Here is a 12,534-nt window from a genome sequence, read left to right as displayed (position 1 = left end):
TTCGTCCTCTCGGGAATCAGCGCTTGCGGCGGATGATGGCCCGCAACTTATCAAGGCGGCTGGCGATCTCGCGCTCGGCGCCGTGGTTGGTCGGCTTATAGTAGTCGACGCCCACCACCTCGTCAGGCGGATACTGTTGCGGCACAACGCCGTCAGGATCGTCATGTGGGTATCGGTAGCCGACGGCGTTGCCGAGCTTGGCCGCCCCCGCGTAGTGCCCGTCGCGCAGATGGGCCGGCACCAAACCCGCCTTACCGCTGCGAATGTCGCTCATCGCGGCGCCGAGCGCGGTGGTGACCGCATTGGATTTCGGCGCCGTGGCCAGATGCACGGTCGCGTGCGCGAGCGTCAGCTGCGCCTCCGGCATGCCGATCAGCTGGACCGTCTGCGCTGCCGCGACCGCGGTCTGCAATGCCGACGGGTCGGCCATCCCGATGTCCTCACTGGCGAGGATCATCAGCCGGCGCGCCACGAATCGGGGGTCCTCCCCCGCGACCAGCATCCGCGCCAGATAGTGCAACGCGGCGTCGACGTCGGAGCCGCGGATGGACTTGATGAACGCACTGATCACGTCGTAGTGCTGGTCGCCGTCACGGTCATAGCGGACGGCGGCTTTGTCCAGCGACTGCTCAATGGTCTCGACGGTGATACGGCCGCCGCTTGCCACCACTGTTTCGGAGGCCACCTCCAGCGCGGTCAATGCCCTGCGGGCGTCGCCTGCGGACAGTTGCACCACCAGATCCACGGCGTCGTCGTCGACAATGACGGCCCCGTTCAGCCCACGGGGGTCTTCGATGGCGCGCAGCACCACGGTGCGAATGTTGTCGGCGGTCAACGGCTGCAGCTGCAGGATGAGCGAGCGGGACAGCAGCGGCGCGACGACCGAGAACGACGGGTTCTCGGTGGTGGCGGCCACCAGCAGCACAACCCGGTTTTCCACCGCCGCGAGCAGGGCGTCCTGCTGAGTTTTGGAGAAGCGGTGCACCTCGTCGATGAAGAGCACGGTCTGCTCGCCGTAGGCCGCGGCGCGACGGGCGTTGTCGATGACGGCGCGCACTTCCTTGACGCCCGCGCTCAGCGCCGAAAGCGCCTCGAAGCGCCGCCCGGTGGCCTGGGACACCAGCGATGCCAGCGTGGTCTTGCCGGTGCCGGGTGGGCCGTAGAGAATCACCGACGCCGCGCCCGAGCCTTCGACGAGCCTCCTCAGCGGCGAGCCTTGCCGCAGCAGGTTCTCCTGTCCGACGACCTCATCCAGGCTCGCCGGACGCATCCGCACCGCAAGTGGAGCCGACGCCGGCGCCCCCGGAACTGCACCATCGGCGTCGCCGGGCACATCGAACAGGCTGTCGGACACGCCCCCAGACTTACCACGTTCGTAATGTGGTCGTCGTGACTGCGCGCGGCTGGGCCCTGTTCGCCGCGATGAGCATCATCTGGGGCATCCCGTATCTGTTGATCAAGGTGGCCGTCGACGAAGTCTCGGTGCCGGTGTTGGTGTTCACCCGCTCGGCGGTCGGTGCGGTGCTGCTGTTGCCGCTGGCGGTGTCGCGGGAGAACCGCCGGCTGCTGCGCCGCCACTGGAAGGCGGCGGCGGCGTTCGCGTTCTTCGAGATGATCGCGGCCTGGCTGCTGTTGTCGGACGCCGAGCGCCACCTCACGAGCTCGCTGACCGGGCTGCTGATCGCCGCCGCGCCGATCATCGCGGCGGTGCTGGATCGGCTGACCGGCGGTGAGCGGCTGGGGCCGTTGCGCGTAGCCGGTCTCGGCATCGGATTGGCCGGTGTCGCGGTGCTGGCCGGGCCGGGGCTGTCGGCGGGCGGTGCGTGGCCGGTGATCGAGGTGCTGCTGACCGCGACGTGTTACGCGATCGCGCCGTTGATCGCCGCACGCTATCTGGCCGACGTGCCCGGCCCCGCGTTGACGTCGGCGTGCCTGGGCCTGGCGGCACTGGTGTATCTGACCCCGGCCGCATTCACGTGGCCATCGCACGGGCTCACGGGTCACGCGTACGCGGCGATCGCGGCATTGGCGGGCATCTGCACAGCGCTGGCGTTCGTGGTGTTCTTCGCGCTGATCCGGGAGGTGGGTGCCACCCGGGCGCTGCTGTTCACCTACGTCAACCCGGCGGTCGCGCTGGTCGCCGGTGTGGTGCTACTGCGCGAACCGCTGACCTGGTTCCACATCGCCGGGCTGGTGCTGATCCTGACCGGCTCGGTGCTCGCGAGCCGGGTGACGTCAGAAGACGTCGCCAACGAGTAGCCGGCAGGCCACGTCGACGTCGGCCAGCGCGTCCTCGGGGCGCAGCGCCCCGCCGACGGTCCAGGTGAGAATGCCGAAGGCGGCCTGCTGCACCAGCCGCGACCGGCGCAGCTGTTCGTCGGTCGGGTTGTCGACGCCGGCGATCTTGAGGATGAGATCGCGCAGGGTGGGGTCGTCGGGCGCGTCGGCCTGAGCGCGGACGATCTGGGTTGAGGTGATCATCGCGTGTGCTAGATGCCTGTGGCGCAACAGGTTTCGACAAGCGGCGACCATCAGGCCGGCGATGTCGTCGGCGGCGTTGCCGCTGGGCGGCGGCGGGCGGAACCGCGACACCTGGTCGTCGAGGACCGCGGCGAACACATGATGCTTGGACGGGTAGTAGCGGTAGAGGGTGCGCAGGGCGACGCCGGCGTCGGCGGCGATCTCCTGGGCTTGGATTCGGTCGATCTCCTTCGCGGATCCGAGCCGCGCGGCCGCAGACAGGATGGCGCCGCGGCGATTCTCCTGGTCATCGGTCGCCGGGCGGGCCGGCGCCCGGGGCTCTCCGATCCGCGGCACGTCCTCAGTATCGGGTATCAGCTGTGCGACCGCGCAGCGGTACCGATCAGCGGGACGCACGTCACCGCCGGGGGCGGCAGGCGTGAGGATCGGTGGGTGTCCTACCAGAAGTACGGCCCCTGGGCGGTGATCGCCGGCGGTTCTGAGGGCGTGGGTGCTGAATTCGCCCGCCTGCTCGCCGGCGCGGGCGTCAATCTCGTTCTGGTGGCCCGAAAACCGGAGCCACTGACCGCTACCGCCGCTGCGTGCCGCGCGCTGGGCGTCGAAGTACGCACCGTGGCAACGGATCTCGTCGCCGGTGACGCGGTGGCCGAGTTGACCTCGCTGACCGACGGACTCGAGGTCGGACTGTTCATCTACAACGCGGGCGCGAACACCTGCAGCGCGGAGTTCCTGGACGCCGAGCTCGCGGATTTTCAGCGGGTGATCGACCTCAACATCACCACGATGATGGCGCTGACCCAGCATTACGGCCGGCTGATGCGCGACCGGCGCCGCGGCGGCATCCTGCTGGTCGGCTCGATGTCGGGTTATCTCGGCTCGGTGCGCCACACGGTATACGGCGGGGTTAAGGCTTACGGCCGAATCTTCGCCGAGGGACTATGGCTCGAGTTGCGCGACTACGGCGTCGACGTGCTGGAGCTGGTGCTCGGCGTGACGCGAACGCCCGCGATGGAGCGGGTGGGCTTGAACTTCGACGTGCCCGGCATGCGGGTGGCCGACCCGGCCGACGTCGCGCGTGAGGGCCTCGAACAGCTGCCCAACGGCCCGGTCTTCGTCGCGGGCGGAAACGCCGAAGATGTTGCGCGGCGCAATGATCCGGACCGCACGAAGGTGGTCGCCGGCGCGCACCGGATGATGCAGAAGCTGATGGGCTTGACGTAGTTATCCCCACTCTCGGGTTCGTCCACAGATCGGGTTCGAAGCCCCGTTTTGTCGGTGGTTCGCACTAGTGTTCGAAGTGTGAGTGCGGTCGATGTCATGAGGGAGGCGCGGGGTCGGTACCTCGAGTCCTTGGCTGCAGTCGATTTCGATGAACTTTCCCCTGCTGATCGTTTTGCGGCTCGAGGAGTGGGAGACGTTACGGCGCCAGCAGGTCGCGGTCTCTCACGCATTGATCTCTCGTTTGGAGCAGGTCGAGGGTTGTCCGCCGGTTCCGATCACGCTGGCCGATGTGTTGCGGATCAGTCCGCGGGAGGCCAAACGGCGGATCCGGGATGCCGAGCAGGTGGCGCCGCGGCGGGCGTTGACCGGTGAGCCGCTGCCGCCGCTGCTGCCGGACACCTCGAAGGCCTGGCATGCCGGGAAACTGGATGGCGAGCATCTGCGGGTGATTCAGAAGTTCTTCCGCGACCTACCCGACCACGTCCCAGCGGTGGAGATGGAGAAGGCGGAACGCACACTCGCCGAGCACGCGGTGAATCTGCGGCCCGATCAAGTGGAAAAGATCGCCCAACGGTTGGCGTTGCACCTCAATCCCGACGGCACGTTCTTCCTAGGACGACCGCGCCCGCAAGCGTGGGTTCGTCTGGTGCGGCGGCCAACAGGTCGACGGCATGAGCGTGGGCAGGCTGATCGCCGACCCGCAGCTGCGGTCCATGCTCGATGCCTGGTTCACGAAATTCGCCGCACCCGGGGTGTGCAACCCGGCCGACCAAACGCCCACCCTCACCCCGTCCGAGGAGGTCACCGAGCACGACGTGCGCAGCCACGCCCAACGTCAACACGATGCGCTGACGGCATTGGTGCGCGGCCAGCTCGGTGACCCGGCGTTGGGACAGCACAACGGGTTACCGGTGACCGTGATCGCCTCGGCCACCCTGCAGGACCTGCAGTCCAAGACCGGGCACGCCGTCACGGCCACCGGAACGCTGCTGCCGATCCCCGACCTGATCCAGATGGCCAGCCACTCCTACCACTACCTGGCCCTGTACGACGGCGTGGACGGGCGGGCACTGTGGCTGGGCCGCACCAAACGCGTGGCCTCACCAGACCAACGAATCATGCTGCACAACAAGGAACGCGGCTGCACCCGCCCCGGCTGCGACGCACCCGGCTACCTGACCGAAGTCCACCACGTCGACGAATGGGCCAACGGCGGGCTGACCAACATCGACAAGCTCACCCTGGCCTGCCCCGCCGATCACCGACTCCTCGACCAAGGCTGGAAAACCCGCAAACTCGCCAACGGCGACACCGAATGGATCCCACCACCACAACTCCCACTAGCAGCAGGCACCAACACCTACCACCATCCAGAACGTTTCCTCCCGAAGAGCGTCGAGGGCGGCTAATGCGCAGCACGCTTGGAATGCGCTGAGGCACTGGCTTTTCGAGCGCTGTGGCCACCCGCCGGGGAAGTGGTGGCGGCCTTCCTCGCGCTGTCGACAGCCCCTGGCGAGCCAGGCGTGACACCGGTGAACGGTTTGATGGCGCCTGCGATCGAATCCCGGAATGCCAATACCGAAGCAATGCTTCCGGTTTCCGGAGTGAGCAGACCCGGATGCGCGCAGCTTGTCACGCCGCACCGACCGTTCACGATCGCATTCACCATGACAGCCGGGGCATCGACGATCGCGTGGGTTAGAGAGACCAGATCGTGGGACTTCACCGCCTCGGCGATGTCATCAGCGATCGCGTGGGCACCGTCGCCGGCGGCCAGCAACGGAGTGGTGAGCGCGCCGTCGATGACCGAACCCGCCGCAGGCAACTGCGCTGCAACCGCCGCGAGATTGTCATTGACCGCCGTGCCGATTCGTTGCGACGCACGCGTCATCTCTGAGCCGACGAAGTAGGCAATTGCGACCGGGAAGACGTCAGGCCTCCCGCTGATCAGACCCAGAGCGCCACCATAGGCACCGATCCAAAATCCCATGAAAGCCGACTCGCCGAGCCATTTCACATGCTCGATCTGATTGGTCGCGATGTTCGTCAGAATCGGCGTGGGGTCTTTCACCAGTCGCGTGAGCACGGCCGTCGCGTTCATGACAGTCTGATCGAGCAGATCGCCGTATACCGCGATGGGGCTCTGCGCTGCGGCCAAATTCACGGCCGAGACAATGGGCGGCGAGACCGCCAAAGCCTCGTCAGCCGGAACCACCGGCGATACAACGATCGCGCATGCTGCCGTCAACGCCACGCCGGCGCTGCCCAACCGACGGATTCCAACCCCCATGACTGCCTCCCCCGAAGCGCCACCAATAGACGTGTACGTAAATTACACCGGTTTATCGAAAGCGGGAAGTACGACGCGAGTCAGTTGTTCGTGCCCGCCAGCGCACGGGCGATCCGTGCCGCGGACGCCGCAAGCAGTGGCTGACATCGCTGCGCGAGCACCCGGTCGGAGGTGACGAGTCCGATCGCCGCGCGGGAGCCGACCGTCGCCGCCAGCGACACCATCGGGCCGGCATAGTCGCCGTGGCGCACGACGACCCGACGGCGGACCTTGTGCAGCTCGCCCCACCACGCCGCGTCGGGCTCCCAGTCCTGGACGTAGCTCAATTCGGCGACCACGTCCTCGGGCGACAGCCCGGCCAGCGCGGCGACACCCAATGACACCCGATGCGCCGGAATCCGCAGTCCGACCGACGTCGGGACCTGCCGCGCCGACGGCCCGCCCAGCTTGTCCAGGTGAATGACCTCGCCCCGGTCCAGCAGGCCGAGGTGCACCACGGCACCGGTTCGCACCTGAATCTCGTGCAGCACCGGTGCCGCGACCGAACGCAGCCGGGCATCGGCACTGTCGCCGGCGCCCCAGGCCGAGGTGCGCGCCCCGAGCCGGTAACCGCGGCCCGAATGGGTCAGCCACTGCAGCCGCACCAGCTGATCGAGAATGCGGTGCGTGGTCGAGCGCGGCAGATGCGCCCGCGCCGCGATCTGGTCGAGGGTGAGACCTGCGGACGTGTCTTCAAAAGCGTCGATGATGGCCGTGAACCGGTCGAGCATCGAGGCCGGCGCAGTGTCGGTCAGAGCCGCGGTCATCAGCACTCCTGTCCGCTTGGGGAGAATTCGTTCTACCGCACCGTAGCGGTCTCGATGACCGGGACGCAAGCATTCGGGCGGTGTGGCGCCGGTTAGAACAGCACTGTGCGGATCGGACTGTCGACGCCGATGGTGATGCAACTGCCCGGCGTGTCCTCCGAGTGGGAGATCAACGCCGGAGTCGCCGACCTCGCGCGGATCGCCCGCACCGCCGACGAGCTGGGCTTCGATCACCTCACCTGTGCCGAACACATCGCCGTCCCCGTCGGCGAAGGCGGCCAGCGCGGGCTGACGTATTGGGATCCGCTCTCGACATTCGGCTTTCTGGCCGCCCACACCACCTGCATCTCGCTGACGACGTCGGTGGTGGTGCTCGGCTATCACCACCCGCTGGACATCGCCAAGCGGTTCGGCACGCTGGACCGCCTCAGTGAAGGGCGTTTGGTGCTCGGCGTCGGCGTCGGATCGTTGGAAGAGGAATTCGAACTCCTCGGTGCGGAATTCGACGGCCGCGGCGAGCGCGCCGAGGACGCCATCCGCGCGCTGCGCGCGTCGCTGTCCACCACCAGGCCGTCCTACCGGGGCAGCCACTACGAGTTCGACGGTTTCGCCGTCGAGCCCTGCGCCGTACAGGAGCGGGTGCCGATCTGGGTCGGCGGACGCACGCTGCGGTCGCTGCGCCGGGCGGTGCGCCTGGCCGACGGTTGGATACCGTTCGGCCTGACCGCCGCCGAGATCGAGGCGATGCTCGCCAAAGAAGACCTCCCGCCCGACTTCGAGGTCGTGCTGTCGACCGGCCGCGCCGTCGACCCGATCGCCGACCACGATCGAACCGCCAAGCGTCTCAACGCTTTACGTGACATCGGAGCCACCGCTGTCACCTGCTCGGTGAGCGCCGGCTCACCCGACCACTATTGCGACCAGCTCGCCGCATTGAAGGACCTGTCCGGCGAACTGTAGAGAGGAAACCGTGAGCGACACCCTGCAGGACCTCGAGCGACGCCTCAAAGCCCTTGAGGATGAACGTGATGTCGCCCGGCTCATCGCCTCCTACGGCCCACTCGTCGACTCCGGTGACCCCGACGCCGTTGCCGCGCTCTGGGCCGTCGACGGCGGCTACGACACCGGCGACTGGCAGATGTCCAGCCGCGACGATGTCGCCGCCATGGTGCGTTCCGAGGAGCACCAGGGCTTGATCGCCCGCGGCTGCTGTCATTTCTTCGGGCCGCCCGCGGTGACCATCGACGGCGATACGGCTGTCGCGATCTGCCAGTCCATGCTGCTGGTGCGCCGCGAGTCCCGTGGCTTCGCCGTCGCCCGCGCGGGCGTGCACCTGATCCGGCTCCGGCGGACCGGAAGCGGCTGGGAGATCGTCAGCCGCACCGCCCGCCAGCTCGACGGCAGCGGTCAGGCTTTTGCGCTGATTGCGGCAGGATTCGCCCGGTGAGCGGTGCACTGGAGGGCAAGGTCGCGCTGGTCACCGGTGCCGGCGCCGGAATCGGTGCGGGTATCGCCCGGAAATTCGCCGACGAAGGCGCCCGCGTCGTGGTGGCCGAATTCGATTCCGCGACGGGAACTTCAGTGGCAGACGAGATCGGCGGACTGTTCGTCGCCACCGACGTCTCGAAGCGGGACCAGGTGGAGAACGCCGTCACCGCAGCGATTTCCAAATACGGCTCCATCGACGTCCTGGTGAACAACGCCTGGGGTGGCGGCGGCATCGGACGGGTGGAGAGCAAGACCGACGAGGAACTCGCGCACGGCCTCGCCGTCGGCTATTACGGCCCGTTCTGGGCGATGCGGGCGGCCTTCGGCCACATGAAGGGACGCGGCTGGGGCCGGGTGATCAACATGTGCAGCCTCAACGGCGTCAATGCCCACGTCGGCTCGCTGGAGTACAACGCCGCCAAGGAGGCGCTGCGCACACTCACTCGCACCGCCGCGCGGGAATGGGCGCCGACCGGGGTGACCGTCAACGCGATCTGCCCAGCCGCCAAGAGCCAGGCCTTCCTGGCCGTGGCTGCGCAGCACCCCGAGATCGAGGCTATCGCCGATGCCGCGAACCCGATGGGCAGGATGGGCGACCCGTATGACGACATCGCCCCGGTCGCAGTGTTCTTGGCCAGCGAGGGGTCGCGCTATCTCACCGGCAATACGCTGTTCGCCGACGGTGGCGGCCACATCAACGGCGTGGCCTGGGCGCCCGACCTCGGCGACTAGTCAACGCAGCGGCAGACCCGTCAACGCCCGCGCGATCACCAGTCGCTGAATCTCGCTGGTGCCTTCGAAAATCGTGAAGATCTTCGCATCGCGGTGCATCCGCTCGACCGGGTAGTCGCGGGTGTAGCCGTTGCCGCCGAGGATCTGGATCGCCTCGTCGGTGACGTACACCGCGGTTTCGCTGGCGAACAGCTTGGCCATCGAGCCCTCCGCCGAGGCAAACGGCTTGTTGTTGCGCATCATCCAGCCGGCACGCCAGATCAGCAGCCGGGAGGCGTCGATACGGCTCTTCATGTCCGCCAGCTTGAAACCCGTGCCCTGGAAGTCACCGATCGGACGACCGAATTGCTCACGCTGGCAGGCATATTCGAGGGCGTACTCGTAGGCGGCCCGGGCCACACCCAGCGCCATCGCACCCACGGCAGGACGGGTGCGCTCAAAGGTCGCCATCGCGGCCTGCCCGGAGGTGCGCTTGCCCTCCCGGGCGCGGGCGACTCGCTGCTCGAATTTCTCCATTCCGCCCAGGATCAGATTGCCGGGCAGGCGCACGTTGTCGAGCACCACCTCGGCAGTGTGCGAGGCGCGGATGCCGTGCTTCTTGAACTTCTGTCCCTGCGAGAAGCCGGGCGTGTTCGGCGGGATGATGAACGTGGCCTGACCCCGGGTCCCCAGCTCGGGGTGCACGGAGGCGACCACGATGTGGACGTTGGCGATCCCGCCGTTGGTGGCCCAGGTCTTGGTGCCGTCAAGCACCCATTCGTCGGTGGCTTCCTCGTAGCGGGCGCGGGTGCGGACCGCACCGACGTCGGAGCCCGCGCCGGGTTCCGAGGAGCAGAACGCGGCGAGATGCGGATCGCCAGGCGTGCCGAACATCTCGGGCAGCCAGTGGCCGAGCTGCTCGGGGGTGCCGTTGGCGGCCAGCGCCGCGGCGGCCAGCCCGGTGCCCAGGATGGACAGGGCGATACCGGCGTCACCCCAGAACAGCTCCTCGAACACCGTGATCATCCCGAGGCCGGAGGGTTCGGCGGACATCTCGGCGAACAGTTCGGGGGTGTACAGGCCGACTTTGGCGGCCTCCTGGATCAGCGGCCAGGGGGTTTCTTCGCGCTCGTCCCACTCGGCGGCCGCGGGTCGCACCACGTCGGCGGCGAACTGGTGTACCCAGTCGCGGACATGGACGACTTCTTCTGGCAGTTCAAGGGAGAAAGTCATGGCTGTGCAGGCTCCGGATCAAGTCGTACCGCGTCGGCCGCACCACTTGACGGCCAGACTGCAGTCGGCGGTAAATCTCGTACAGTGAACGACTGTACACCGAATGCGGCGGGATCAGTCCTGCGACATTCGTCACATGTCAACTCAGGCGGGTTGCGTGACGAAATCGATGAGTTCCTCGACGCGGCCGATCAGCGCCGGCTCCAGGTCGGTCCAATCCCGCACCGATGAGCGGATCCGCTGCCACGCGCGGGCGATATCGGCCTGATCCCGGTGCGGCCACTTCAGTGCCGCACAAATCCCGTGCTTCCATTCGACGTCGCGCGGGATCGACGGCCACGCCGTCAGCCCCACCCGTCCGGGCTTGACGGCCTGCCAGATGTCGACATACGGATGGCCCACGACCAGGGTGTGCTCGCCACCCGGCCCGCGCCGGACGTCCTCGGCGATGCGGGCTTCCTTCGAGCCGGCCACCAGGTGGTCGACCAGAACGCCCAACCGCCGGCCCGGCCCCGGCCGAAACTCCGCCACGATCCCGGCAAGGTCGTCGACGCCGCCGAGATACTCGACGACGACGCCCTCGACCCGGAGGTCGTCGCCCCACACCTGCTCGACAAGCTCGGCGTCGTGGCGACCCTCGACGTAGATCCGGCTGGCCAGCGCGACCTTGGCTCGTGCATCGGCGACCTTCACCGAGCCGGATTTAGTGCGTTGCGTCGCCGCCGGCGCTGACCGAATCCCCATCAGGATCACCGGCTTGCCCTCGAAGAGAAAGCCTGGCCCGAGCGGGAACACCCGTCGCCGGCCCTTGCGGTCCTCCAACTCCACCCGAGACCCCTCGACACCCACGACCGCGCCGACGAATCCGGACTGCGGGTCCTCCACCACCATCCCCAATTCGACGGCCTGCTCGGTGGAGCGGATTCGGTTCGCGTTGTGCGGATTGTTGGCCAGTACGTCGGCACCATAGCGATCAGCCACCCGGCGATCGTAGGGGCCATCGCCGCCAATCCGGCCGTGCCGCGCGGTGCGTCGGCTTATCCTCTCCGACAATCGAGGACGGGGATTTCGATGGTGCTGAAGGTTGCGGTGCCGCCGGACATGATGGGCGGCGACGTCGACGAGGGCTATGGCAAGGTGGCCGACGCGTTCCGCGCGAACCTGGCGTCCGGCAAGGAAATCGGTGCCGCGGTGGCGGTGTATCGCGACGGCGTCAAGGTTGTCGACCTGTGGGGCGGATACCGAAACGGGCTCACCAAGGCGCCGTGGCAGGCCGACACGATGGTCAACATGTTCTCCACGACGAAGGGCGTCACCGCGCTGGCCTTCGCGGTGGCGGTATCGAAGGGTCTGCTGTCCTACGACGCCAGAGTCGCCGACTACTGGCCGGAATTCGCTCAGGCCGGCAAGGGTGAGGTGACCGTGCGCCAGCTGTTGGCCCACCAGGCCGGGGTGTGTGCGCTGACTCCGGGGCCGACGCTCGCCGACATCGCCGACCCGGACCGGCTGGCACCGATGCTGGCCCGCCAGGCACCGGCGTGGCCGCCGGGCACTCGGCACGGATATCACGCGATCACGCTGGGCTGGTACCAGTCGGAGCTGATCCGGCGCACCGACCCGAAAGGCCGGACGGTGGGCCGGTTCCTGGCCGAGGAGATCGCAGCGCCCCTGGAGTTGGATCTGCATATCGGATTGCCCGGTCACATCAGCCGGGACCGCGTCGCCACGCTCCACCAGTGGAAGCGGGCTGAGCCACTGCTTCACCTTCGCGATATGCCTGCCGGCTTCGCCAGGGCCGCCCTCAACCCGGTCGGCCTGGCCGCACGAAGCACCGGAATTCCGGTCGATGTCAGCCCGTGGGATGGCGCATACAACCGTGACGATGTCCGTTCGGTCGAGATGCCCTCGAGCAACGGGATCGGCACCGCCCGATCGGTTGCGAAGCTCTATGGGCTCGCCGCGGCCGGAGGTAGCCAGATAGGCCTGAACGCCGACACCGTGTCCGCACTGGCTGCGCCGCCGATCCTGCCCAGCAGGGGTATTCGGGACAGGGTGCTCAACGTCGACACCGCCTTTTCGCTGGGCTTCGCGAAGCCGATGCCCTTCGTCGTGTTCGGATCATCCGACAAGGCTTTCGGCACACCGGGTTTCGGTGGCTCGTTCGGTTTCGCCGACCCCGACACCGGAGTCGGCTTTGCCTACGTGATGAATAGGCTGGGCTTTCACCTCTACAGCGACCCGCGCGAGCTCGCGCTGCGCCAGGCGGTGTTCCGTGACGTACTCGGCGCACGGCCGCAGACTTAG

14 protein-coding genes are annotated in these 12,534 nt (G+C 67.7%); 8 read left to right on the top strand and 6 right to left on the bottom strand.

Annotation, left to right across the window (positions count from 1 at the left end; genetic code table 11):
* Nucleotides 1–16 precede the first annotated feature (16 nt).
* Nucleotides 17–1,354, bottom strand: coding sequence for a replication-associated recombination protein A (locus tag AB431_RS13030; RefSeq protein WP_047330266.1), 1,338 nt, complete (start codon nucleotides 1,352–1,354; stop codon nucleotides 17–19).
* A gap of 35 nt (nucleotides 1,355–1,389) precedes the next feature.
* On the opposite strand from AB431_RS13030, the gene AB431_RS13025 reads away from it, so the two are divergent.
* Nucleotides 1,390–2,259: a DMT family transporter gene (locus AB431_RS13025; RefSeq protein ID WP_047333383.1), complete on the top strand. Its 870-nt coding sequence runs from the start codon at nucleotides 1,390–1,392 to the stop codon at nucleotides 2,257–2,259.
* Here the strand turns inward: AB431_RS13025 and AB431_RS13020 are convergent.
* Nucleotides 2,236–2,817: a TetR family transcriptional regulator gene (locus tag AB431_RS13020; protein ID WP_047333382.1), complete on the bottom strand. Its 582-nt coding sequence runs from the start codon at nucleotides 2,815–2,817 to the stop codon at nucleotides 2,236–2,238. The two genes, AB431_RS13025 and AB431_RS13020, sit on opposite strands and share 24 nt — an antisense overlap.
* A gap of 96 nt (nucleotides 2,818–2,913) precedes the next feature.
* Between AB431_RS13020 and AB431_RS13015 the strand changes: the two genes are divergently transcribed.
* The 3 genes from AB431_RS13015 to AB431_RS31565 all read left to right on the top strand — a co-directional run bounded on the left by AB431_RS13015 (nucleotide 2,914) and on the right by AB431_RS31565 (nucleotide 5,111).
* Nucleotides 2,914–3,702, top strand: coding sequence for an SDR family oxidoreductase (locus tag AB431_RS13015; RefSeq protein WP_047330265.1), 789 nt, complete (start codon nucleotides 2,914–2,916; stop codon nucleotides 3,700–3,702).
* A 148-nt stretch (nucleotides 3,703–3,850) separates the two neighbouring features.
* Nucleotides 3,851–4,582: a DUF222 domain-containing protein gene (locus AB431_RS31570; protein WP_369803033.1), complete on the top strand. Its 732-nt coding sequence runs from the start codon at nucleotides 3,851–3,853 to the stop codon at nucleotides 4,580–4,582.
* A complete protein-coding gene (locus AB431_RS31565; RefSeq protein ID WP_369803066.1) occupies nucleotides 4,518–5,111 on the top strand; it encodes a DUF222 domain-containing protein in 594 nt (197 codons plus the stop codon). The genes AB431_RS31570 and AB431_RS31565 overlap by 65 nt, the downstream gene beginning before the upstream one ends.
* Here the strand turns inward: AB431_RS31565 and AB431_RS13005 are convergent.
* A complete protein-coding gene (locus tag AB431_RS13005; protein ID WP_047330264.1) occupies nucleotides 5,108–5,992 on the bottom strand; it encodes a hypothetical protein in 885 nt (294 codons plus the stop codon). The two genes, AB431_RS31565 and AB431_RS13005, sit on opposite strands and share 4 nt — an antisense overlap.
* A gap of 80 nt (nucleotides 5,993–6,072) precedes the next feature.
* A complete protein-coding gene (locus tag AB431_RS13000; protein WP_047333381.1) occupies nucleotides 6,073–6,798 on the bottom strand; it encodes an IclR family transcriptional regulator in 726 nt (241 codons plus the stop codon).
* Between the two features lie 105 nt (nucleotides 6,799–6,903).
* Here AB431_RS13000 and AB431_RS12995 point away from each other — a divergent pair, with 105 nt between their 5' ends.
* From AB431_RS12995 to AB431_RS12985, 3 genes are read left to right on the top strand one after another with little or no spacing between them, the layout of a single operon-like run.
* Complete coding sequence (locus AB431_RS12995) at nucleotides 6,904–7,758, top strand: LLM class F420-dependent oxidoreductase (protein ID WP_047330263.1); 855 nt, start codon at nucleotides 6,904–6,906, stop codon at nucleotides 7,756–7,758.
* 10 nt (nucleotides 7,759–7,768) lie between these two features.
* Nucleotides 7,769–8,245, top strand: coding sequence for a nuclear transport factor 2 family protein (locus AB431_RS12990; RefSeq protein WP_047330262.1), 477 nt, complete (start codon nucleotides 7,769–7,771; stop codon nucleotides 8,243–8,245).
* Nucleotides 8,242–9,018, top strand: a complete 777-nt coding sequence (locus AB431_RS12985) for an SDR family NAD(P)-dependent oxidoreductase (RefSeq protein WP_047330261.1) — start codon at nucleotides 8,242–8,244, stop codon at nucleotides 9,016–9,018. The genes AB431_RS12990 and AB431_RS12985 overlap by 4 nt, the downstream gene beginning before the upstream one ends.
* On the opposite strand, the gene AB431_RS12980 is transcribed toward AB431_RS12985, so the two are convergent.
* Together AB431_RS12980 and AB431_RS12975 are read right to left on the bottom strand one after the other, a co-directional pair.
* Nucleotides 9,019–10,230 carry an acyl-CoA dehydrogenase family protein gene (locus AB431_RS12980; RefSeq protein WP_047330260.1) on the bottom strand — a complete coding sequence of 404 codons (1,212 nt, stop codon included), beginning with the start codon at nucleotides 10,228–10,230 and terminating at the stop codon, nucleotides 9,019–9,021.
* Nucleotides 10,231–10,374: 144 nt separating this feature from the next.
* The gene (locus AB431_RS12975; RefSeq protein WP_047330259.1) at nucleotides 10,375–11,211 is read right to left on the bottom strand and encodes a DUF3097 domain-containing protein; all 837 of its coding nucleotides are present in this window, start codon (nucleotides 11,209–11,211) and stop codon (nucleotides 10,375–10,377) included.
* 90 nt (nucleotides 11,212–11,301) lie between these two features.
* On the opposite strand from AB431_RS12975, the gene AB431_RS12970 reads away from it, so the two are divergent.
* Nucleotides 11,302–12,534: a serine hydrolase domain-containing protein gene (locus AB431_RS12970; protein ID WP_047330258.1), complete on the top strand. Its 1,233-nt coding sequence runs from the start codon at nucleotides 11,302–11,304 to the stop codon at nucleotides 12,532–12,534.

The organism is Mycobacterium sp. EPa45 (assembly GCF_001021385.1).
GTDB lineage: Bacteria > Actinomycetota > Actinomycetes > Mycobacteriales > Mycobacteriaceae > Mycobacterium.
The sequence above is the reverse complement of the archived record's forward strand: the minus strand, read 5'-3'. Positions and strand labels throughout refer to the sequence as shown.

What these genes read in the sequence shown, in the direction of transcription:
- AB431_RS13005 (WP_047330264.1), bottom strand. Translation starts at nt 5,992, where the DNA reads ATGGGGGTTGGAATCCGTCGGTTGGGCAGCGCCGGCGTGGCGTTGACG.
- AB431_RS12980 (WP_047330260.1), bottom strand. Translation starts at nt 10,230, where the DNA reads ATGACTTTCTCCCTTGAACTGCCAGAAGAAGTCGTCCATGTCCGCGAC.
- AB431_RS31570 (WP_369803033.1), top strand. Translation starts at nt 3,851, where the DNA reads ATGAACTTTCCCCTGCTGATCGTTTTGCGGCTCGAGGAGTGGGAGACG.
- AB431_RS13000 (WP_047333381.1), bottom strand. Translation starts at nt 6,798, where the DNA reads ATGACCGCGGCTCTGACCGACACTGCGCCGGCCTCGATGCTCGACCGG.
- AB431_RS12970 (WP_047330258.1), top strand. Translation starts at nt 11,302, where the DNA reads ATGGTGCTGAAGGTTGCGGTGCCGCCGGACATGATGGGCGGCGACGTC.